Raw genomic sequence first — 22,593 nt, forward strand, 5'->3', positions numbered from 1 at the left:
CCCGCCGCCAGAAGCAGAATATCGTCAATATTCCAGATCGGGCTCCTGTGGGATGACTGAATTCTACAAAATGACCCGAAATTGCCTCAAGTGTGAGAAATCCGCGTCGATGGAGAAGGTCGCAGTATCTTGGTTTGTGAAATTGTCACAAAGTCTTTTTCCTCTTTTGTTGGTGTAGCGAATATGCCGGGATGATGAGTAGATGGCCTTAAAATTCTAAGGCCAAATAATTGAAAGAAAATAGAAGATAAAAACATCCACCTTAAAGGTCTTCTTGAGCGCTGCAGACGTCGGAAAGAACATGGTGGTTACTTGGTTGATTATGCGGCTTGTTGCTTCCCGCAGGTTGTTTCTACGAACCGACAAGCCTTATGTTGGATGAATGTGGCAGGGTTAATGTTTTCACATTTTTCTCATCAGGCGCTCCGACCGTCAGTTGATGTCCTTACTCGTGGATTTTCTGCGAGAGGGTTACGTAATGCCCATGCGGGACCGTTTAATATTGATGTACCGGCAGGCACATGCTTGGTGGTGACTGGCATGTCCGGGACAGGAAAATCTGTCTTGTTGCGCATGATGGCGGATCTTGATCCTCATCAAGGGGATGTGGCTTTGAATGGCCGTTTCTGTTCGGCTATGCCGTCCCACTCATGGCGGAAGCAGGTTTTATATCTTCCAGCAGAATCAGGATGGTGGAGCGATGTCGTACTCGATCATCTGCCAGACAACGATCAAACCTACGTTCTGATGGAACATCTGGGTTTGCGGCGCGGTGTGCTGTACGACCCCATACATCGTCTCTCTACAGGTGAGCGGCAGCGCCTTGCTCTGGTGCGCGGATTGTTGAATGCCCCTCAGGTCATGCTGATGGATGAGCCGTGCTCGGCGTTGGACAGTAGAACTACGCTCTTAGTTGAAGCCGTCATGCGTGCCAGAATGGAAGAGGGAGCCACAATTATTCTTGTCTCGCATGATCTCGCGCAGGCATCGCGGATGGCGGATCAGCGTTGCGATATCGTCGACGGCCATTTTAGCGGGGTTGCGTTTTGACGGCTATCTTAATGACTCCGGGTGACATGTTACTGGCAGGAGGAATGATTTTCGGCAGTATAATACTATCGCTCGTGTTCTCGTTGGGTATCCAGAAGGCGCTGTTTATAGCGGCTTTGCGGATGGTAGTACAATTGGTTCTGGCCGGCAGTGTGTTGTTGTTGATCTTTGGTCGCTCCTCTGTGTGGCTGACGATAGCGATGCTTGTTTTCATGTTTGCAGCCGCTTCATATGAGGTTGGTACGCGGCAGCTGGTGCGCCTGACGCCAGACTGGCACTTTGGCATAGGAGGTGGCAGTACCATTATCGGCACAGTGATTGTCGTCTTGCTTGGTCTGTTAACGGCGTTACAGCCGCATCCATGGTATCAGGCACGCACAGCAATTCCGATGACAGGGCTGCTGCTGGGCAATGTCATGAATGCTGTTAGCCTGACAATGAATACACTGCTTTCGACGATATCGCGCGAACGTTCGGCCATAGAGGCACGACTGACACTGGGTGCGACCAGGACGGAGGCAATGAATGTTTCCATTCGGCAGGCAATTCGTGCCGCGTTAATTCCAACGCTCAATCAGATGGCTGCTGCAGGTATCATTACATTGCCGGGTATCATGACAGGACAGATTCTTGCGGGAATGAACCCGATGGAAGCTTCGAAGTATCAGATTGTTCTGATGAGCCTGATTGTCAGCGGTAATATGATCGGTGCTACATTAGCTGCCGTTTTAACGGCCGTAAGGCTGAGTGATAGTCGGGGACGATTACGCTTAGATCGTCTTTTCAGGAAGTAAAGCATTCTGAGTTTTATGAAGGTAGGAGTGCCCGTGACATAAAAGATGGTAATTACTAATAAACCGAAACATTCTCTACCCAAATTTCGTGAACGTGCGGTTTGTATGATCCAAAAAAATAGAAATCATCAGCTACTTTACTCTGCAATGCTGTTGATCGCGTCTAAGTTAGATATAGGCCCTGACATGTTGTCAGAATGGGTTCGTCTGAATGAACGGGCCAACGCATTTGTAACGGGCTATCGGCTTGATCGGAAGAAAAGTATGCAAATGGAGCACTAAACCCTTTTCTGCGGCAGCGTCCTCATAACGGGTGCGGACCAACATCTTCTGGTGAGAGGATATCACGAGGTACGCGGCGGAAAATCACGAGAGCACGATGCCGCACAGGCGCAGGATAATGTGGTAAGCGCTTTACACAGTTAGGGCAGCGATCTGGACATGGTCGAGAGCCTGATAGCGGATAAGGAATTGGGGCGCGTTCTGGATATTGGTAGACCGTTTCATAGGAGGCTTCTACGAACCAACGGCATACGCTACCGCTTTGTCATCGACATGGCTTCTCTGACAGAGGGATAACTCACGCACGATATCGCAAGGCTCTCAGTAACACAGAAAATGCCGCCTGGCGTCTGAAAATGGCGCATCTCTTTCCCTTGAAAAAAACGATGACCACATGACGATGCGCGGAGAAAGCGACATGAAAATAATGCCAACCGCAGCAGCGGCTCTGACGATGGGAGCAGGACCGGCTCTCTCAGAAGCGGTCTTCGGTCGCTCCCAAAGCCATGCAGGCTCTTGCTCCGGGGCTCGCCGACTATACGGACAAAGTGCTGTTCGGAGAAGTCTGGCGCGAAAAATCTGTCAGTCCCCTCGATCGTAGCATCGTCACTCTGTCCGTGCTGATCGCCACGGGCAAAGCGGCACAACTGACGTCCCATGTTCAGCTCACGCTTCAGCACGGCGTGACGCCGCGTGACATTTCAGGCCTCGTTACCCAACTCGCACTTTATACCGGCTGGCCGAATACCGTATCAGGGCAGCCCAAGGAGGTCTGGATTTTGCCAGAGTAGATGACAATGCCCTATTACGTGCTTCATCCACCGTGGAATGACTGCATCGCCAATGATACAGTTCGGTATCTTTTTGCCGACTAGCAGGTAGTGGAGAGCGTAACCCGCCATGCTACGGTTGCTTCTTATACAATCATGAAACGGGCGGCATTGCCGCAGCGAGAGAGGAAGCGTTCCGGAAGCAGTTGAATGCTTAATAGTGTCAAAACTCCAACCACGCTGAGAGTCCAGAAAATTCCACGCCATCCAATCAGCTCGATAAGTTGACCGCCAGCCAAGGGGCCGAGCAGGGGGGCGATAACCATGATCCTCATAAGTATGGAGATCATTCGAGCGATCTGGGTGAGGGCGAAGTTGACCTCAATCGCGTAAAGATCAGATTATCTATTTCCTTTGTAATTTCTGCAACGAACCATTCATTGCACGCAAGTAGCGCTGAGTTGATGTTTGTTATTTTCAGCATCCCAGCAGTGCTGCGGAGATTTTCTCGGAAACAAGATTGGTTGAGAGCCTCACGTTCTCCCGCTTTAAGTGAGCGTAACGAGCTGTCGTCTTGATATCGCTATGTCCCAGCATACGACCGATCATCGTCAGGTCAGCTCCCATTTCCAGTGCGTCAGAAGCGAAGGAATGGCGCAGATCATGAATCCTGACGTCGTCCAGACCCGCGGCTTTGCGAATGCGGCGCCAGGGTTTTTGTAGGTCAGTCAAATAGCCACCTTTTTCCCGTCCAGTAATGACATAAGGATTGTCCTCCAGCCGGGTGATGGCTTTGATTACGTTCACGGCCGCTTGTCCGATCAGGACGATTTTAGCCCCTGTTTTACTGTCAGGGAGCCTGAATTCGGATTGGTCGAAGAAAACGTGGCTCCATTGCAGAGTCTGGATTTCACGTAGCCGGCAACCTGTCAGGACGAGCAGACGGATTGCCCAGACGGCCTCAGGCATATCCTCTGCTTCATTGAGCGCGGCGCCGAGGCGCGCATATTCTTCTTGGGTTAGATAGCGCTCCCGCTTCTCTTCCTTATAGCGCTGAACGCCGCGGCACGGATTGAGACCGTCAGTCCGAATGCTCCATAGGTCTGCCAGGCTGAACATTTTGGACAGTACGCCGAGCGTCCGATTGGCCTGATAAGGGATATGTCGCATATCGCCATGGAATTCGGAGACGTCCGCCCGCGATATATCGGCCATCCGCCATGTCCCGAATTTGGGAACGATGAACAGATCCACAGCTCTCTTATACTCGCTCTGGGTCGTTGGTTTGAGGTGGACATCCACATATTCGCCCAGAAAACGGTTGCTGAATTCCCTGACGGTCATCGCCTTGCGTTCTTCTACACGAGCATCCGAGGGATTCTCGCCGCTATGAACCCGTGCAAGAACCTTGATGGCTTCTTCACGCGCTAGATCGGCCGTCCATGGGCTCCCATGTTGTCCGATCGTGTAGCGGCGCATGCGGCCGCCGGCGCGATAATGAATGACGTACACCTTTCGGCCGGATGGCCACACCCGGACTGCGAAGGCCGGAATGCTGTCATCCCAGAGGAAATAATCCTTCTCTGTCGGGTCGGCAGAGGTGACGGTTTTCTTGCTGAGCTTGGCCATGCTTGCCCTCATCGCAGGAAACACATAGGAAACAGATGAATGCGAAACCGGGCGTAGCCGGTACGACAATTGCGTAGCCTGATGGGACGTTTTTTCAAGGAAAATAAAGGGTTCTGCGTGGTAAGGCGTAGTTCTGTCGGCTGGGGCGGGGAGGGGCGTAGGCTTAAATCCCTAACTCATAACCTGAAGGTCATAGGTTCAAATCCTATCCCCGCAACCATAGAATACCGGCACTCCCGTGAGCATCGCTCCGGGAGTGTTTCTTTTTTCAGCCTTTCCAATGGCTTGCCGCTCGATCCAGTTCAGGATCGTCCCCAGTTCCCCATACAGCATCGCGTCGATCTCGCCCCGGTTCGGACCGGGTGTCAGCACAACCTTTTCTATCAGTGCCCGCAGCAGCGTTGACCACTTGGTGAAGATCTAAATATTCCGAGCGATGCATCCATGCGAATATAATTGTAAAGTGCCGAACCCAATATATAAGGTGCATTTGATGGATATCATTGTTGTTCATCAATGGAGACAATACGGAATTATCCTAGGCTCTGCGAAAAGGTTATATTTAAATTGTGAAAATCCTTTATTTAATTACGAGTCTTGAGAATGGCGGCACTCAGTTCGTTATCCCCCAGATTGTTGAAGTGTTTCAGAAATATGGACACACCGTTGATATCGTAAGCTGTGAGCCACGCGATATGCTGGGAGCCGGCCGTCTGGATGAAGCCGGGCTTCCCTACACAGTCATGGCAAATCGAAAACGCAGTAAAATAAGAAATATAATCAGCCTTGTTAAAATAATTCGCAGGTCAAAGCCGGATGTTATCTGGACCTCTCTGAGCGCAGCGACTTTTGTCGGCCAGATAGCAGGAAAGCTGACAGGTGTTCCTGTTGTCAGCTGGAAACATAGTGCGACTGTCCGATCCTATACCAAAGCCATTCAAAATTACTCAGAGCTCTGGATCGCGGACTCTCCTACTGTGGCAGACTTTCTGGAAACCGATGTGGGTGTGCCGAAAAATCACATCATGTCCTGGCCGCTTTATTGCTGCGATACTTCGGTCTCGGTTCCAGATTACTGGAAGGGTGAGGGAATGCTGCGGTTGGGTAGCATCGGCAGGCTGGCGGAGCAGAAAAATTATTTCGTTCTGCTGGAAGGATTGCACCTTTTTCGGGAAAGAAACCCCGGTTTGGCAGACCGTGTGTGCCTTACGATTGTCGGAGAAGGACACCAGAGGGCTGAACTTCAGGGCATGATCAATCGCTACGAGATGCAAAATGAAGTGTCTCTGGTCGGTCTTTTATCGAAACAGGATACGGCGGCCTTTCTTGGTGGCCTGCATGTGTATGTCCAGCCATCATTATTTGAGGGAATGTGTCTTGCGGCTCATGAAGCCATGGCGGCAGGTCTTCCGGTCATCGCCACACCCGTTGGAGAACTTCAGAAAAGTGTGCGTGACCATGAAACAGGGTTTGTCCTGACGGATGTTCTGCCTGAAACGATCTGTTCCAGTCTTGAAAAGATATTTTCTGACCCCTCCATGCTGGAACGCTTGGGAAAACAGGCCATGCATGAGGTAAGAACGCATTATGGTCAGGATACGTTTCAGAAAAATGGTTTGCTCATTCTTGAAAGAATAAGGAAAGAGCTCGTCACCGCTTAAGATCTGTAGGGACACACCATTCCGATTCATTCGATGAACCGATCATTGCTCTGATCTGACAGCTTTCAAGGGGATGGGGCTCAGGGACGTTGGATTTTATTCGAGACGGTTTCCGAGATCGCTTTGAAAATCACGAACTTTGTCAAGAGTGCTGAACTGGCGACACGGGTTCAATCTGTTATTGCAAACGACGCTGGACTGACTGCGCAGAAAAGGATTGATTGGAAATTTCTTAAATCAACAATTTTCTTTGGTCGCTGTAATGACAGCACCCATCGAATAGTGGAGGAAACGTTTCGTCCTCTCTTCATGGAGCGATCGACCTTTTCGCCCGGCTCACGCGCCTTGCAAATTGCCGTCTCCGAAGGTTTCGCACCTCATTTAGAAATGACCGCGTCAGACCGCTTCGTTGCTGGTCATCATCGCACCGGAGCCAAGCCTGCCGGTGCGATGATGGAGCAATGCTTTAATGAGCCCGGCGGAAGCGGATGATGCTGCGGGACATCTTGCCGCCACCCCAGTTCGGCATTTTCCGCCACGGTGTGATGACACTGGCGAACTCACCATCCACCGTCACCGTGCGACGTTGTTCGGTGCCGACCCACTGCGGCGCCCAGGCGGTCTCCACCGTGGTGACCCACTGGTTTCCTTCAATGCGGTAACGACCGATATAGGCCACCAGCGTGTTCAGCAGCGCCAGATGATCATCCACGGTTTCCGCGGGCGTGCGGTTGCTGCCTTCCAGATTGAAAGCCACCCAGTTGTCGGGCGTGAAAATGACACGACCGCGCGGGGTCGCGCCCATCGCATCAATGAATTCACCCGTCTCCTGCAACTCAACCTGGTAGGAAACAAGCTGCCATGTGCCGATCAGGGCCTTCTTGAGGTCCTCGCCAACCAGCTCAGACAAATGTTTGTTTTTTTCATCCGAAACGACGGCGTCTGTCGCAGCAGACTTCAGCTCTGCCGTCTTGGGACTTTTCTCCTGAACGATATTCACGTCATAACTCCTCTGATTTGAGTGGAGTATGCGCTCAAGAAATGGTGATCCGGTAGCGGCCTTAAAAACAAAACGCTTTTTCAGCTGACGCAACAATGGACCAGTGACATGCAGGGCGAAGCCAGCGATCTGAGATTTTTCATCAACCTCGTCGATGCGGGGAGCATCACCGCCGCCGCCCGCGCCGTGGGCACGTCGCCCGCCGTCATCTCCCGAAGGCTCGCGACCCTTGAAGCGCGACTCGGTGTGACGCTCATCATCAGAACCACCCGCGTTTTTCGTCTCAGTGAAGCCGGGCAGGTCTATTATGAGCGGGCTCTGGTCATTGTCGCGGAAATCGACACACTCGAAAACGAGATCGCTTCATCCAGTGGCGAGCCACAGGGCAGCCTGATCGTAGGAGCGCCGATGGAACTGGGGCGTCGGCAGATCGCGCCATTCATCGAGGTGTTCAGCGAACGCTATCCCCAGCTTCAGATCAGCCTCGTGCTGGCCAGTGAAGGCATACACGACCCCGGCGACGGTCTTCTGGATATCAATATCCGCCTTGGTCTGCCCGACACGCCCGGATCAATCGTCACGCTTCTCGCCACCACGCGAAGGGTGCTCTGCGCCTCCCCGAGCTATTTCGAGAATCGACCGGTGCCACAGACCCCGGATGACCTCGTCAGCCATGAATGCCTGTGCATCCGGCGGCAGAAGACAATGACCGTCCTCAACAAATGGGCCGTGGGCAACGAGAACGAGAAGCATGTGGTGACGGTGAACCCGAAGCTCTCCAGCACCAACTGCGAGATCATCCATGACTGGGCGGTGTCCGGACGCGGAATCGCCTATAAACTGCTGAGTGACGTTTATCGGGATATAGCCAGTGGGCGGCTGGTCCGAATCCTGCCTGATTTTTATGGTGAGAAGGTCGATCTTTACGCTGTCATGCTGCCGCGTCAGCAGTCCAACGCCAATGTGCGGGCGTTTCTGGAGCTGTTGCGGGAGTTTTTCCGTGACGCGGGCGGGTTCGGTGATGAACTGGCGACCGACCTGCGACGCTGATCGGGTTTATCGTCCTTTCGATCCCACCGCAGTCGCGTTTCCCGTCATTGCGCTGTATGACGACATCCGCTGGATCAAACGGCGCTGAAGAAAAACGCGCCAAACAAAAAGGGGGAGCCCGCACGCATGTCTGATTGTCTGTTCCAACGTTACCGCGCACATGTACTGGATGTTCTGCGTCGCATCGTGCCGGATATCAGCGAGGATCTTCTCGCCCGTGTGGAACTGACCCCGACACGCGACCCCGCTCATGGTGACATGGCCACGAACGCGGCGCTGATTGCCGCCAAACCGGCCCGCCGCAAACCCGTCGATATTGCGGCTGACATCGCGACATCGCTGCTCGGCGTCGAGGGCATCGCCTCCGCCGAGGCAGCCGGGCCGGGCTTCGTCAACATCACCCTCAACCATTCCGTTCTGCAGGACGTCATCCCCTCCGTGCTGAAAGCCGGCGAGGGCTTTGGTGACTCGCAGATCGGCAAGGGGACGAAGGTCAACGTCGAATACGTCTCCTGCAACCCGACCGGCCCGATCCATGTCGGTCACTGTCGTGGTGCGGTGGTCGGCGATGCGCTGGCCAATCTGCTGGCCAAGGCGGGCTACGACGTCACCAAGGAATTCTACATCAACGACGCGGGCAATCAGGTCGCGGCGCTGGCATGGGCGACCTACTGGCGCTACCTCCAGGCCATCGGCTCGACGATGGATGCCGAGGCGTTCAACGCCATCACACCGAATGGCCTGCAATATCAGGGCGAGTATCTGATCCCCATCGGGCAGGCTCTGGCCGAAGCGCACGGCACTTCCCTCGCCGAGGACGGCGCAAAGCCAGCACCCGCAGAGAAATGGTTCACACTGGTCAAGGATTTCGCCGTCGCCCGCATGATGGACGGCATTCGCGAAGACCTGCTGACCCTCGGCGTGAAGCACGACGTCTTCACCTCCGAGGCGAAGGTGCTGGCGGACGGCGTCACCGACCGTGCCATCAAGGCGCTTGAGGCGAAGGGCCTGCTTTACGAAGGCGTGCTGGAGCCGCCCAAGGGCAAGCTGCCGGATGACTGGGAAGCCCGCCCGCAGACCCTGTTCCGCTCGACGGAATTCGGCGACGACGTGGACCGTCCGCTCCGCAAGTCGGACGGCACCAACACCTATTTCGCCAATGACATCGGCTACCATCTCGATAAGGTCGAGCGTGGCGAGCAGGTGCTGATCGACGTGCTGGGCGCGGATCACGGTGGCTATGTCAGCCGCATGAAGGCAGCCGTAAAGGCTCTGACCGATGGCAAGGTGCCGCTGGAAGTGCCGCTGTGCCAGATTGTGCATATCGTGCGCGACGGCCAGCCGGTCCGCATGTCCAAGCGCGCGGGCACGTTCGTGACGCTGAGCGACCTGCTGGATGAAGTCGGCAAGGACGCCGTGCGCTTCACCATGCTGACCCGCAAGAGCGACGCGCAGATGGAGTTCGATCTGGACGCCGTGGTGGCGCAGACCCGCGACAACCCGGTGTTCTATGTGCAGTATGCCCATGCCCGCTGCCGCTCGGTCCTGCGTGCCGCCGAGGAGATGCTCGGTGCGGATATTGTCACATCGGCTGCACTGGAAACGGTCTCTCTCAAATTGCTCATTGCCGACGCCGAGATTGCGCTGCTGCGTCGGATCGCCAGCTGGCCCCGTACGATCGAAGGGGCCGCAGCCGCCCGCGAGCCGCATCGCATCGCCTTTTATCTGGGTGATCTGGCTGCCGACTTCCATGCGCTGTGGAACCGGGGACGCGATGAGACGACCCTGCGCTTCCTGCAGGAAAATGACCGTGAAGGAACACTGGCCCGTGTGGCGCTGGTAGCGGCGACGGCCATGGCCATCCGCTCCGGTCTGGCTGTCATGGGTGTTGAGCCCGTCGAGGAAATGCGATGACCGAGACCGATTCCCCGCCACCCAACCCACACGAAGACCGTCTCAGCCGTGCCCGCGAGCGCATGGCGACGGATTATGACGACGATCCTGCCCCGCCGCGCCGTAACCGGAGCGCCAGGGCGTTTTCGCTCGCCTCGTTTCTGCCTGCGGACAGGACAACGCGCGCGCTGACCTATGGCGCGGTGGGGCTCGGCGCTCTGCTGCTGGTTGGCGTGGGTGGCTGGTCGTTGATCGGCCACCATCAGAGCGGCATTCCCGTGTTTGGACCGCCTCCCGAACCCATTCGTGAAAAACCTCTCGATCCGGGCGGGATGGAACTCAACGACATGATGCCGCCGCCCATGGAGACAGAACAGCAGGGCGCGACACATCTTGCGCCGTCTCCTGAGCAGCCTGACCCGGCGGCGCTGGCGGCCCGCTATGGCGCTGCTGCGAAAGAGGGCGCCGTGACAGAGAGCGCATCGCCGCAGGACGCAACCGGCAAGGACGCTGCCCCTGCGGACGAAAAGACCGCTGCAGCCGGGGGCGAGCAGGCTCCTGCATCGGAAGAGTCAGGCACGCCTGTCGATCCGGAAAAAGCGGTTCCCGGCAAGGGGCTGCCGAGCGAGGACAGCACGACCGCGTCTTCCTCCGCCGAAAACGAGGCTCCCGCTGCGGAGGTCGGTAACGGAGCGATTGAAGAGGCTGCGCCGGAAGCCAGAAAGCCGGCTGCCCCGACTGCCAGATCCACAAGCACCGAGTCGAAGCCGGTCGCAGAGAAATCTGAAACGGCGAAAGCAACCCGGGCAGCTCCTGCCGTGACCTCCGGGCCTTATGGCGTCCAGCTTGCCGCTCTCAATTCACAGGATGCGGCCCTCAAGGAATGGGACAGGATCAGGAGCGCTTCTCCTGCTCTGTTGGCTGGACGCTCTCCGGTGATCGAGAAGGTGACCCACACCAACGCGATTTTCTACCGTCTGCGCACGAAGGGTTTCGACAGCATTGCGTCCGCCCGGTCGTTCTGTGACAGCCTGCGTGAACATGGGCATGCCTGTAACGTCCTGCGCCCCTGAGTTCATGGTCTCTGACTTCGGCTTCCGTGGCGTATGCGGTCCGGAAAAAGGCGATGGCACGGCAGGAGTGCAGGAAGAAGCGGGAGAGCTTCGGTCACCCCTGCTGCATCTGGAAGGATTCGAGGGGCCGCTCGATCTGCTGCTCGACCTTGCGCGGGCGCAGAAGGTCGATCTGGCCAGGATCTCGATCCTCCAGCTTGTCGAACAGTACCTCGCCGTTGTGGAGTCCGCCCGGTCGATCCGTCTGGAGCTTGCCGCCGACTGGCTGGTCATGGCGGCGTGGCTGGCCTGGCTGAAATCGCGCCTGCTGCTGCCACCGGAAGATGGTCCCGACGAGGAAGCCGAGGATGCGGCGGAACTTCTCGCCGCCCGGCTGGAGGAACTGGCCCGTATCGGAGCGGCCGCCGAATGGATGGCGGCTCGCCCGCAGCTTGGGCGCGATGTCTTTTCCCGGGGCGCAAGCGAAACACTTGTTGAAATCGACCGGTCCGGTCTGGCGCTCGACGTGCCACAGCTGATGCGGGCTTATATGGCCGTCATCCGTCGTTCGGCGCGCCATCGGATTTACACGCCGCGCACCATCCGGTTCTGGTCCGTACAGGATGCGCTGGCCCGGCTGCGCAAGCTGCTGGGCAGCACGCCACCGGGCTGGAATGCGCTGGACGATTTCATGCCGGATCTTCCCGACGGCACCGATGAGGTCGAAGGCGTGCGAATCCGACGTGCGGCGATGGCGGGCACGCTGATCGCCGGTCTGGAACTGGCCAAGAGCGGCATGCTGGAACTGAAACAGGAAGAGGCGTTCGGGCGGATCATGCTCAGGCCGCAGGGGGAAAAGGCATGAATGACACCGTGCAGTCACCGGACGAAGACAGCGTCGCTCCGGCTGGATTGTCCCCGGAGAGCCATCCTCTGGCCGAACAGCAGATCTCTGCGCAGGTCGATGTTCTGATGGAAAACCCTGCTTCCGAAGCTGTCGGGTCTGTGGACGAAAAGGCTGCTGTGATCGCAGCGCTCGTTCAGAGCGAAAGGCAGTCCCCAGCCCAGACAACGCCTTCTGACGAAGCGGTCCGGCTTGTGGAGGCGATGATTTTCGCCAGCACTGACCCCGTGAGCGCCCGGGCCGTTCTGGGACTGCTCGAAGGGCAGGGGCTGATCCCCGATGCTGTGGATGATATCGGAGCCTATGTTCGCGCCGTGCTGACGTCCCTTGTGTCCCGTTATGAAGGGCGCGGCGTTGTGCCGGTGGAAGTGGCTGGCGGCTGGCAGTTCCGCACCGCCGCCGATCTTGCGCCCCGCCTGACACGGGTCATGCCCAAGCCGCGCAGGCTTCAGCGGGCGACGATGGAGACGCTGGCGATCATTGCCTATCACCAGCCCTGCACCCGCGCCGAGATTGAGGAAATTCGCGGGGTCAGCGTCAATCAGAACACGCTTGATACGCTGATCGAGGAATCACTGATCGCACCGCGTGGCCGCAAGGAAGTGCCGGGACGCCCGGTGTTGTGGGGCACAACGCCCGACTTTCTGCGCCATTTCGGGCTGAAAAGCCTCAATGACCTGCCGCGCCGGGAGGAACTGATGGGCGACATGCCGACCTCGCCAAGACGGCCTGCGGAAAATACAGCCGATCTGCTGGCGCCTCGTCCCACACCGGTTGAAGAGGCGGAGGGCGTCATTGTGGAGGAAGAGGCGTCTCCTGCCGAAGCTCATGCCGGTCTGGCGGAAGACTGATCTGTCAGCGTCGGCGGCCTGGTGCGGCCTTGGCGGCGATTGCGGCCAAGTGACGACGGCACAGCAGTATGTCCATGGAGCCGGTCTGTTTGCAGGCGAACTCGAACGCCTGTGTCCGTCTGGCCAAATCCAGCAGGGCCGGGAGCGACCAGACGTCCAGCGCCCGTTCGAATGACTGCTGCTTCTTGAAAAAGACGGGAGGACGGAGCGCCTTCATGGCGTCCGCCCGGCTCTGCCCGCGTTCGAGCTCCGCCTTCACGCGGCGCAGGCGTCCAATGTGGCTGAGCAGAACACGGGCGACGGCCACAGGATTCGCGCCTTCGGACAACGCCCGTTCCAGCGCAAGGTCCGCACCGGCCCTGTCGCCTTCCATGGCGAGAAAGACGGCGTCATCGACGGAAGCCGAGCCGGAATCACCAATGCAGAGCATCAGATCGTCGAGATGCAGTTCGCCGTTTTCGCCAGCGTAGAGCGCCAGTTTTTCCACTTCATTGCGGACCCCGGCCCGGTCCGCGCCAAGGCGGCCAGCCAGCCAACCCAGCGCCTCGCTGCTGATCCGGACATGTCGCTCTTCCAGCATCCGGCGCACGGACCCTTCGAGCGCCCGGCCTTCTTCCGGGTAGCAGCCGATGGAGGCGGAATCCTGTCGGGTTTCCGCCAGCTTGCGGAGTTTGCCTCGTGCCGGAAGAGCGCCGGCTTCCAGAATGATCAGGCTGTTCGCCGGACTGTCGAGAACCGATGTGACGGCGGTCGCCAGTCCATCGGTCGCTTCACGCACCCAGACAACCCGGCGACCGCCATCAAGAGATAGCGCCGTCGCTTCTTCCTCAAAACGGGGATGATCGTCGCGGGCGAGCAGGGAGACCCGGAACGGGTCGTCGAGCGAGCCTGCGGAACGGCGTGTCAGAGCGGCCGCATGTTCCCGGATCAGGCCACTATCATCACCATGCAGGAGCACGAAGCGCCAGTTGTCCGGTGCGCCCAGCACTTTCCCGACCGAGCGGGAATCAATCTTCACCACGGAACGAAAAGCGATGGAGGGACAGCCTCCACGCTCATTCGGTCAGTGATCATCGGATCAATTGGTCGGATCGTCATTGTTTGGATCAAGACGTCCGGTGGCCATGGCTGGCACGCCGTCCGGACCCGCCCGGTCAACAGGCTGTTCCGTGTCCGAACGCGGCATCAGGTCGGTGTTGGGATAGAAGACCGCGGCTGGCTTGTTGTTGGCTGCGCCTGCAACCTGAGTCTCGAACCAGATCGCCACCTGTTGCGTGACGCTTTCCGCCAGTGTCTTCGCGATACGGGCCTGAAGCGTCTCCATGTTCAGATTCTGCGCGAAATACTGTTCGAACGTGTTGTTTATGCCGTCCATGGTTGTGGTTTCACCCTGTGCAAGAAGGCGGGGTGACTGTTCCACCGTGTAGAGAGACCAGTGCGCCCGTCCGACAGCACGCATGCGTCCGGATGTATTGTCTTCATGCACGTCGATGGATTCGAGTTCCATACTTGGATTGACCTGCAGCGTATAGCCATCGGGATCTTCCGGTCCCGCTCCAGCGAATTCCTGCTGCAACGCCAGACGGGTCATCTGCCCGAACCGGTCGGGGATGCTGGCGATATAGACCCGCTTCATCTTCTCGCTGACGCCGGGATGCTGCTTCGTGTCTTCGTAAAGCGCGTGAAAACCGCAGCCACTCAGAAGGAGCGGGAGGGCAAGCATGACCGGAACCGTCTGCCTGCGCAGCCAGCGGGAGAGAAAGCTGCGGTCGGTCATCATCCTGCCTTCGCCACCACGAAATTGACGATGCGGTTCGGCACATGGATGCGCTTGACGATTTTCTGGCCTTCCAGCAGCCGCGCCACGTTCGGCTCGGCTTCGGCGCGGGCGATCACGGCGTCCGCCGCCTCGTCCGGCTCGGCCTCGATCGTGCCGCGCAGCTTGCCCATGATCTGCACCGCCAGCTTGACGCGGGTGACGGCCAGCAGCGTGGGATCGGCTTGTGGCCATGCCTGCTGAGCCACCAGCCCCTTGCCGGGCTCCAGCGTGGAGAACAGTTCTTCCGCCAGATGCGGCATCATCGGCGCGGTCAGCAGGCAGAGCGTGCGGGCGGCCTCACGCCGGGCGAAGGCCATGCCGTCTTCACCGGCTTTCTTCTCGGCGTCGGCCAGAGCGGATGTCAGTTCGTGCAGACGTGCGACGGCGACGTTCACGGTAAACGCTTCCAGCGCTTCCGTGACAGCAGCGATGGTGCGATGCGTCGTGCGACGGAGCGTATCGACCGCTTCCGGCATATCGCCGGTGGAAGGTGCGGCATCGACCGGGCAGCTTGCGGCCACCTGTTTCACGATACGGAACAGACGCTGCACGAAACGACCGGACCCGGCCACGCCGGCTTCCGTCCACTCCATGTCGCGTTCCGGCGGGCTGTCGGACAGCACGAACCAGCGCGCCGTGTCCGCGCCGAAACGGTCGATGATGGCGACCGGCGCGACCGTGTTGCGCTTGGATTTCGACATCTTCTCGACGCGACCGATGGTGACCGGCTCGCCCGTTTCGTGGTGCGTCGCACCCGTGCCGCTGCGCACGACCTCTTCCGGATAGAGCCACGCGCCGTTCACGTCCTTGTAGCTCTCGTGATTCACCATGCCCTGTGTGAACAGGCCGGAGAACGGCTCGGAGACGTCGAGATAGCCGGTGGCCTTCATCGCCTTGGTGAAGAAGCGGGCATAGAGCAGATGCAGGATCGCATGCTCGATGCCGCCGATATACTGGTCCACGGCCAGCCAGCCATCAGCCGCCGCCTTGTTGGTCGGTGTGGCGGCGTGTGGTGCTGTGAAGCGGGCGAAATACCACGAACTGTCCACGAACGTGTCGAACGTGTCGGTCTCACGTGTCGCGGGCTTGCCGCACTTCGGACAGTCCACATGCTTCCATGCCGGATGGTGGTCGAGCGGATTGCCGGGACGATCGAACGTCACATCTTCCGGCAGTTCGACCGGAAGCTGCTCGTCCGGCACGGGGACCGCGCCACAGCTTTCGCAGTGGATGATGGGAATCGGGCAGCCCCAGTAACGCTGACGGGACACGCCCCAGTCGCGCAGACGCCAGTTCACCACGCCGGTGCCGACGCCGAGTCCTTCCAGACGTTGGATGGCTTCTTTGCGGGTTTCGTCGGTGGTCCGGCCATCGAGGAAACCCGAATTGATCATGGTGCCGTCACCGGTCCACGCCTTGTCGGTGATGGTGAAGCTGTCCTGTGTCTCGCCAGCAGGCAGGACGACGGGGACGACCGGCAGATTGTATTTATGCGCGAAGTCGAGGTCACGCTGGTCGCCGGACGGGCAGCCGAACAGGGCGCCGGTGCCGTAGTCCATCAGCACGAAATTGGCGATCCATACGGGGAAGGAGGCGTCCGGCAGGAAAGGATGGCTGACCTTCAGGCCGGTATCGAAGCCGCGCTTCTCGGCGGTCTCGACCGCTTCCACCGACGTACCCATGCGACGACATTCAGCGATGAACTCGGCCGCTTCCGGATTGGTCTCGGCGACCTTGGCCGCCAGCGGGTGATCCGCCGCGATGGCGAGGAACGACATGCCGAACAGCGTGTCCGGGCGGGTGGTGAACACCTCGACCGCGTTCAGGTCTTCATTGAAACCGGCAGGCGGATGTGCCAGCGGGAAGCGCAGGCGCGCGCCATCGGAGCGTCCGATCCAGCGCTCCTGCATGGTGCGGACGCGCTCCGGCCAGCGATCCAGCGTCTTGAGGCTGTCCAGCAGGTCCGGCGCGAACTGCGTGATTTTCAGGAACCACTGCGAGAGTTTCTTCTTCTCGATGGGCGCGCCGGAGCGCCAGCCTTTGCCGTCCACGACCTGCTCGTTGGCCAGAACCGTGTTGTCGATCGGGTCCCAGTTGACCCAAGACTCACGACGGTCAACGAGACCGGCTTTCAGGAAGTCGAGGAAAATCTTCTGCTGCTTGCCGTAATAATCCGGCAGACAGGTGGCGATTTCGCGATCCCAGTTCAGGGAGAAACCGAGGCGCTTCAGCGTCTCGCGCATCGCGGCGATGTTGGCGAGCGTCCATTCTTTCGGGTGCACGCCACGCTCGCGGGCGGCGTTCTCGGCGGGCAGGCCGAAAGCGTCCCAGCCCATGGGATGCAGCACGGAAAAGCCGCGCGCGCGCTTATAGCGGGCGACGACATCGCCCAGCGCGTAGTTGCGGACATGTCCCATGTGAAGCTGTCCCGACGGGTAGGGGAACATCTCCAGTACGTAGTATTTCGGCTTGTCGGCAGGCGGCACGTCGGGAACGGTGAACACACCTTCCTTGTCCCATTCCTGTTGCCAACGGGTCTCCACCGAGCGGAAATCGTAGCTTGCGGGGGTATCGTCGGCAGTCATGATGGCATCGGTCCAGAATGGCGGAAAGAACAGGATGCGGGCTGCCCCGCTGGGGCGTTCCACAGGAAAAAGCCGGGCTCAGGTGAGCCCGACCGGAGCGGACGGCTGTCCGGGATCAGTTGTCGTTATTGCCGTTATCGGCGCGAAGCTGACGCGCACGGGCGAGAATCTTGGAAGTGATGTCGGATGAGGTGTTCGCGGCCGGCGGCACGTCGGTCCACTCGCCGCCTTCATAGACCTGCCGGAACACGCTCACCCGCAGGGCGTCAGAGCGGAGACGCTTGTCCAGCACATAGGCTGTGATCTTGAAGCGCTCGCCGTGAGCCGCCGGAGGGGTGTACCAGTCGGTCAGGATGAAGCCGCCGACCGCGTCCGCCGTGGAGATCGGCATGAAGGACAGTGTGTCCAGTGCGCCGCGCCAGAGATAGGCGTTCACGCCGCCGCTGAGCTGGTCGTCGCCGCCTGTGGCGCTGCGGTCTTCCTTGAGAAGCTGGTTCCGGGGAGCGGTCAGGTCACTGGCCTTGTCGCCGCCTGAGCAGGCGGTCAGCCCGAGCAGCACGGCCATTGCAGGCGTCAGAAGAGCGAGGCGGGTGGGTAGCGACAAAGACTGACTAACATGCGTGGTGGCCATTTGGTGTTGCAACTCCTGAAGCAAGACCCGCCAGCCGCCCCCACCCGGTGCAAGACCTTCTGGTATTCAGGGCACGGAAGAACTGGGTACGACTGAGGAGCTTTCATATCCCGTTGAAGAGGTTCCGCCAAGCGCTGGCTTCTTCCGGCCAGCGAAGGCCAGCGGTGTGGCCGGAATTCCGGCACGTTCCAGCAGTGTGAGAAACGCTGCAAGCTGGGTCGGCGGAAGGTAGGCGTAGTGAGTGCGCACGGCCTCCAGAGAGAAGTCCGGCATCAGCCGGAGGAGCTGGGCGCGGGCTTCTGTCTGTTCAGCCACAACGGACTCATCATCCGCTTTCTCAAGTGCAGCAAGACCGGCCAGATGAAGCGTCAGCATGGAGATACGGGTCGGCGACATGCTGAATGCGATGCGTGACCGTTCCACGGCTTCCCGTGCGTTGCCGCCCAGCAGGAAGATGAGCACCACATCCGTATCAAACAGATCGACGAACGGATGGGTGGGATGACTTCTACGGAAGGTCTTCAGACAGGCGGCGGCTTCCAGAGGCCTGTCCTGCATCAGCAGGGCATAGGCTTCAATTGCGATGGTGATACCCAGTGACGGAGCAAAGGGTTTCGTTTCTTCGATCAGACGCAGTCCGGCTTCGCGTTCCGATGGCCTGTCCAGCAGCAGTCTGGCCAGTATCAGTCGCCCGGTGATCGTTTCCGGAATGACACGGATCAGTCCGCGCGCCGCCTCGATCGCTGCGGCGCGTTCACGCTCAATCCTTTCCGGAGCCCATTGCTCATAGGAACGGACAAGTCCGAAAAGGGCCGCGGTCATCAGTAAAAAAGGATGTTGGGGATCACGCCTGAGCGCACTCTGAAGCAGCTTCTCGGCGGGAAGAAAGCTGGCGGGTTCCTTCCGGTTGATGAACGCGAATGCCCTCAGTCCGGCTTCCAGAGGTGTCAGTTCGTCAGCGTGGCGGCTGGCGGAATTCCGTGCTTCCGCCAGAGCGATTCGCCAGCCGATTTCTGAGGTCAGCAGGGCGGCTACGGTGTCACAGTTTCCAGGGATGATCGGAAAACGCTCGGCCCAGACAATCATGCCGTCCCGCCGCTGATCGGTCACACGGACGATCAGTCTGACCTGCTGGCTCAGCGTTCCTTCCGTGGCGCCGGGCAGAAGGCTGGTCTGTATTTTAGTCTGCACCAGATAATCGCCGGATGCTCTTGTTTCGACCTTCGAAGACTCACGCATGGGCGGCGTGTGAAAAGGTGGGAAGACTGACAGAAAACCCTGATTGGCGAGACCGACGGCTGTCTCATCCAGGATATTTTCAAGATCTGGCGTGATGGCAGTCAGAAGCTCGGGCTGGAGAGGGGAGAATCCGATGCTGGCGATTGTCTGGTTGCCTGTGCCCCAGCCTTCCGCGGTGTGCGCGGCGCCATTCGTAGCGCCGTGACTGGGTCTCTCTGAGGAGAAAGTGGCTTCACAGGAAGCGACTCTTCCTGACAGCATGTCGGAATGGGAGCTGGATCGGCCTGCGCCCTGAGAAGCACGCAGCTCGTCGATCAGTAATCTGGTCGCGGCGGACGGCTCATTCGCGAGAGAGTCGCGGAAGGTTGCAAGGCATTGTTCCGCCGCCAGAAGTGCTGCGCTGGTGTCCGCTGTCCTGACCAGCTCGCGCATCAGGGTTTTCCAGGCATTTTCATTCAGCCGGTCAAGACGGAGCAGTCTGTTTGCGGCGGCGATCCGTTGTTCCGGATCGGGAAGGGATGACTCGGCCTGTTCCAGAACCGTTGTCATGTGGTGGCGCAGGCGATTGCGTTGCTGTGCCAGCCATTCATCGAGCGCCGGGTCGACGGCCTCGAGATCGGTCAGAAGAGTGGCGTCGGTTTCGGGAAGCTTCAGGATGCCGGAAGGGGAAGCGTTGAGATAGCGTTCTGCATCAACGGTGGTGAGAACGGGTTTCAGCGTCAGGGCGTGGCGCTGGATATCCAGAATGTCCGTGCCAAGAGGGCTGAGCGCCTCTGACAGTCTGTGGATTTCCTGTCGGAGCGAAGCGCGCGCCTGTTCATCGGAACGTCGACTCCAGAGCAGATGCGCCAGAGTTTTCCGTGTGACGGGACGACGGTCAGACAAAGCGAGAATGGCGAGCAGTCCGCGGGTCTTGGCGCCTGTCGGCGTCAGGGCTGTTCCGTCAAGCATCTGAACGGCCATGGATCCAAGCAGATCAAGATGCAGAATGGCCGCCTGAGATTTCCTCAGGCCGGGTTTAATCGTGCCGAACAGACCCATGTGTCCCTGTTTCCTCCTGTGTCGCCGACCCTCTTTTCCGGCTCGGACACGCGCCTCCGATAATGGGTAAGTGTGCAGCGAAACAGTTTCGCGGAAATGAACGAAGCACGTAGGACGGTGTTTTGAATGTTGCTCGGGAAACGATCATTAGGCTGTAAAAGAGGCTTTATTTTGATTGCGATCATTTCAGCGAAAAAAGTGGCAGTGTCTGCAGATGATAGGTGCTGTGTGGTTCTCCCGCTTTCCATAACGAAAAATCTTCTCGTGGATGCGTCCGGAAAATAAAGAATCATGTCGGACAAAGAAGGTAAGTTTCGAAGTGTCTCTTTCTTGAGAGTATTGGCCAATAAAAAAAGGGAGGCAATGCCTCCCTTTTTCACCCCTGCTCTTTCAGCAGAGGCATAGCTGTCGGAAATTTCAGATCCGATCAGGCGACCTGAATGGCGGCCTGCTCTGCATCACCGATGCGATAGGGGCCGGCGACCAGAACTTCGACTTCCACCATGCGGGCAAAGAGACCTTCGCCAGCGGAACCAAGCGACAGAAGGGCATTGCCGGAAGTCCAGCGGCCCACGCCACCTTCATAAGCCTGCCAGCCGCTGATGTCGGCGTCGCTGAGATGGTCGGTCAGAACGGCGCGATCGCGCCCGTTGGTGACAGTGACTTCACCCACGACAACGCCGAGGTCACGACGGTCATCGCAGAACGGACCAACCATCTCGGACGGACGCGCCGTGCGTGAGACGATGCGGACGTCGGCGACCGTCGAGGGCACCATGAAGCTGTAGGTGTTGCCCGTGTGACGGACAGCGCGGATTTCACGACCATCTTCAGCCACAAGGCGGATGTCCGGATCGTTCGTTGTTTCTGCGGCGCCGCCTGCAACGGACAGACCAAGCGTCTCGGCGCGTGCTGCAACGGTCTTCCAGATCGGCTCGACTGTCGCCTGATCCGTCACCAGCGGAGCGCCTGCATCGTTCTCCCAGCTCTTGCCGCCTGTGATGACAAAACCGCCGGCGAAGTGAGGACGCAGCGCACGGACCGTGGAGTTTTCGAACGTGCCGCGGTTGCCTGTGTCGAGATAGCTTTCGGTTTCCAGACCTTCGGAAACGATCACGCCATGCTGCTCAAGTTCGACATGATAGAAATCAAAGGCTGTGATGGAACGGTCGATCAGGATCGAAGCGCCGTTGACCAGCATACGGACCGGAACAAACTTGCCGTCGATGTGGATGCAATGCTCGGAGGTGACGAGCAGATCGCGGTGCGGAGCGCCTGCACCGAATGCGTCCTTGCGGATGCGGACCGGATACGCATCGACATCGAAACCGAGCGCGGCGACATCAGCATGCGAACGGCCGAGCCATGCGAGCGGACGGAAAACGGTCTGGCCATTCTCGATGACGGCAATTTCGTCACCTTCAACCAGCGTCTCGACCAGCTTCTCTCCGTCGCGTGTCAGGATATGAGTTCCTGGCAGGAAGCAGCCATCAATGCAGTTTCCTCCGTTCTGCGGATAGAAATACTGGGTTGATGTCGGGCAGGAGGCGGTGCCGCCAACACCCGTAACGGACACGCCATAATAGCCTGAGCCGTTGTTGGCGTGTGGGTTGGAGGCGCTGGCGTTTACTGGGATGGAGGTGCTGTGTTTCAGAATCAGCGTGGAACTGTCAGTGTAGCTGCCAGCGATACCGATAGACGAGCCAAATCCGCCGGGAATGTTATTTGTGCACATTGACGCGCCCGAACCGAAGTTGGTGATCGTCGCGTTCTGAAGCGCAGGATAGGTATAATACTGGTTGCCACCAGCGGAGATGTCCTCGCCCACAAGGTTGGCTTCGTAGGACCATTTGCCGGTGTCGTTGTTCAGCACCAGAGACGAACCCTGGCCGCTCATGTCGATCTTGCCGGCGACGCTGGTGCCCTTGCCGTCTGAGTCGATGGTCAGATGAGCGCCGTTGACATCAATGCCGCCTGTGGAACCGGAAGCGTTGGAGTCATTAATGACGGCTGTACCAATCGTCGCGCCGCCTTCAAGAACGTAATACTTGCCGGTTTCAAGAGTAATCGTACCGGAATTGGAGGCGAGTACATAAGGATCGCTCTCGGTGCCGGTGCCAGCGGTGTAGGCAGCATACTGCGTTGATGTCGCTTGTGTAACCATGATGTCTGATCACTCCTGATCGTGTGTCCGGCAGTTACCGGCTGTTTGTTTTTGATTAACGACACGGTGCAAAATCTGTCAACAAAATAAAACGTAAATGTTTGTAAAACACAAACATTAATCTGACAATTTATTGCTGCCTGTATAATGCAGGCGATTCGTGTTCAAAAAATTTTCG

General features: G+C 58.4%; 20 protein-coding genes. 10 read left to right on the top strand and 10 right to left on the bottom strand.

Annotated elements, in window-relative coordinates; translation table 11 throughout:
- The first annotated feature begins 312 nt into the window (after positions 1 to 312).
- From GVI59_RS10210 to GVI59_RS10220, 3 genes are all read left to right on the top strand, one after another.
- Positions 313 to 1,050, top strand: a complete 738-nt coding sequence (locus GVI59_RS10210; RefSeq protein ID WP_242013055.1) for an ABC transporter ATP-binding protein — start codon at positions 313 to 315, stop codon at positions 1,048 to 1,050.
- Positions 1,047 to 1,844: an ABC transporter permease gene (locus GVI59_RS10215; protein ID WP_173574186.1), complete on the top strand. Its 798-nt coding sequence runs from the start codon at positions 1,047 to 1,049 to the stop codon at positions 1,842 to 1,844. Before GVI59_RS10210 ends, GVI59_RS10215 begins: the two co-directional genes overlap by 4 nt.
- A gap of 788 nt (positions 1,845 to 2,632) precedes the next feature.
- Positions 2,633 to 2,917 carry a carboxymuconolactone decarboxylase family protein gene (locus tag GVI59_RS10220; RefSeq protein ID WP_077929795.1) on the top strand — a complete coding sequence of 95 codons (285 nt, stop codon included), beginning with the start codon at positions 2,633 to 2,635 and terminating at the stop codon, positions 2,915 to 2,917.
- Positions 2,918 to 3,042: 125 nt separating this feature from the next.
- On the opposite strand, the gene GVI59_RS10225 is transcribed toward GVI59_RS10220, so the two are convergent.
- The 3 genes from GVI59_RS10225 to GVI59_RS10235 all read right to left on the bottom strand — a co-directional run bounded on the left by GVI59_RS10225 (position 3,043) and on the right by GVI59_RS10235 (position 4,897).
- The gene (locus tag GVI59_RS10225) at positions 3,043 to 3,282 is read right to left on the bottom strand and encodes a hypothetical protein (RefSeq protein ID WP_338422094.1); all 240 of its coding nucleotides are present in this window, start codon (positions 3,280 to 3,282) and stop codon (positions 3,043 to 3,045) included.
- Positions 3,283 to 3,373: 91 nt separating this feature from the next.
- Positions 3,374 to 4,525, bottom strand: a complete 1,152-nt coding sequence (locus tag GVI59_RS10230; protein ID WP_173574187.1) for a site-specific integrase — start codon at positions 4,523 to 4,525, stop codon at positions 3,374 to 3,376.
- 198 nt (positions 4,526 to 4,723) lie between these two features.
- Complete coding sequence (locus GVI59_RS10235; protein WP_242013056.1) at positions 4,724 to 4,897, bottom strand: hypothetical protein; 174 nt, start codon at positions 4,895 to 4,897, stop codon at positions 4,724 to 4,726.
- Between the two features lie 197 nt (positions 4,898 to 5,094).
- Here GVI59_RS10235 and GVI59_RS19385 point away from each other — a divergent pair, with 197 nt between their 5' ends.
- Both GVI59_RS19385 and GVI59_RS10245 read left to right on the top strand, forming a co-directional pair.
- Positions 5,095 to 6,186, top strand: a complete 1,092-nt coding sequence (locus GVI59_RS19385) for a glycosyltransferase (RefSeq protein WP_173574188.1) — start codon at positions 5,095 to 5,097, stop codon at positions 6,184 to 6,186.
- Between the two features lie 123 nt (positions 6,187 to 6,309).
- On the top strand, positions 6,310 to 6,678 hold the full coding sequence (locus GVI59_RS10245; protein WP_173574189.1) for a hypothetical protein: 369 nt from the start codon (positions 6,310 to 6,312) through the stop codon (positions 6,676 to 6,678).
- Here GVI59_RS10245 and GVI59_RS10250 read toward each other — a convergent pair.
- The gene (locus tag GVI59_RS10250; protein WP_173574190.1) at positions 6,653 to 7,186 is read right to left on the bottom strand and encodes a lipocalin-like domain-containing protein; all 534 of its coding nucleotides are present in this window, start codon (positions 7,184 to 7,186) and stop codon (positions 6,653 to 6,655) included. The genes GVI59_RS10245 and GVI59_RS10250 overlap by 26 nt on opposite strands.
- Positions 7,187 to 7,294: 108 nt before the next feature.
- On the opposite strand from GVI59_RS10250, the gene GVI59_RS10255 reads away from it, so the two are divergent.
- From GVI59_RS10255 to scpB, 5 genes are all read left to right on the top strand, one after another.
- A complete protein-coding gene (locus GVI59_RS10255; protein WP_173574191.1) occupies positions 7,295 to 8,236 on the top strand; it encodes a LysR substrate-binding domain-containing protein in 942 nt (313 codons plus the stop codon).
- Positions 8,237 to 8,362: 126 nt separating this feature from the next.
- Positions 8,363 to 10,150 (top strand): arginine--tRNA ligase, encoded by a 1,788-nt coding sequence (gene argS, locus GVI59_RS10260; RefSeq protein WP_173574192.1) that lies wholly within the window; start codon positions 8,363 to 8,365, stop codon positions 10,148 to 10,150.
- The gene (locus GVI59_RS10265; RefSeq protein WP_173574193.1) at positions 10,147 to 11,202 is read left to right on the top strand and encodes an SPOR domain-containing protein; all 1,056 of its coding nucleotides are present in this window, start codon (positions 10,147 to 10,149) and stop codon (positions 11,200 to 11,202) included. Before argS ends, GVI59_RS10265 begins: the two co-directional genes overlap by 4 nt.
- A complete protein-coding gene (locus GVI59_RS10270; protein ID WP_173574194.1) occupies positions 11,171 to 12,046 on the top strand; it encodes a segregation and condensation protein A in 876 nt (291 codons plus the stop codon). The genes GVI59_RS10265 and GVI59_RS10270 overlap by 32 nt, the downstream gene beginning before the upstream one ends.
- Positions 12,043 to 12,936, top strand: a complete 894-nt coding sequence (gene scpB / locus GVI59_RS10275) for an SMC-Scp complex subunit ScpB (RefSeq protein ID WP_242013057.1) — start codon at positions 12,043 to 12,045, stop codon at positions 12,934 to 12,936. Before GVI59_RS10270 ends, scpB begins: the two co-directional genes overlap by 4 nt.
- A 4-nt stretch (positions 12,937 to 12,940) precedes the next feature.
- On the opposite strand, the gene holA is transcribed toward scpB, so the two are convergent.
- The 6 genes from holA to GVI59_RS10305 all read right to left on the bottom strand — a co-directional run bounded on the left by holA (position 12,941) and on the right by GVI59_RS10305 (position 22,415).
- Positions 12,941 to 13,954: a DNA polymerase III subunit delta gene (gene holA / locus GVI59_RS10280; protein ID WP_173574312.1), complete on the bottom strand. Its 1,014-nt coding sequence runs from the start codon at positions 13,952 to 13,954 to the stop codon at positions 12,941 to 12,943.
- Positions 13,955 to 14,014: 60 nt separating this feature from the next.
- Complete coding sequence (locus GVI59_RS10285) at positions 14,015 to 14,716, bottom strand: hypothetical protein (protein WP_408736614.1); 702 nt, start codon at positions 14,714 to 14,716, stop codon at positions 14,015 to 14,017.
- A complete protein-coding gene (gene leuS / locus GVI59_RS10290; RefSeq protein WP_173574314.1) occupies positions 14,713 to 17,340 on the bottom strand; it encodes a leucine--tRNA ligase in 2,628 nt (875 codons plus the stop codon). Before leuS ends, GVI59_RS10285 begins: the two co-directional genes overlap by 4 nt.
- Before the next feature lie 115 nt (positions 17,341 to 17,455).
- Complete coding sequence (locus tag GVI59_RS10295) at positions 17,456 to 17,971, bottom strand: DUF3576 domain-containing protein (RefSeq protein WP_173574195.1); 516 nt, start codon at positions 17,969 to 17,971, stop codon at positions 17,456 to 17,458.
- A 66-nt stretch (positions 17,972 to 18,037) separates the two neighbouring features.
- On the bottom strand, positions 18,038 to 20,251 hold the full coding sequence (locus GVI59_RS10300) for an AfsR/SARP family transcriptional regulator (RefSeq protein ID WP_173574196.1): 2,214 nt from the start codon (positions 20,249 to 20,251) through the stop codon (positions 18,038 to 18,040).
- 427 nt (positions 20,252 to 20,678) lie between these two features.
- Positions 20,679 to 22,415: a Hint domain-containing protein gene (locus GVI59_RS10305; RefSeq protein ID WP_173574197.1), complete on the bottom strand. Its 1,737-nt coding sequence runs from the start codon at positions 22,413 to 22,415 to the stop codon at positions 20,679 to 20,681.
- Positions 22,416 to 22,593: the final 178 nt, after the last annotated feature.

It is taken from the genome of Acetobacter sicerae, from assembly GCF_011516765.1.
GTDB classification, from domain to species: domain Bacteria; phylum Pseudomonadota; class Alphaproteobacteria; order Acetobacterales; family Acetobacteraceae; genus Acetobacter; species Acetobacter sicerae.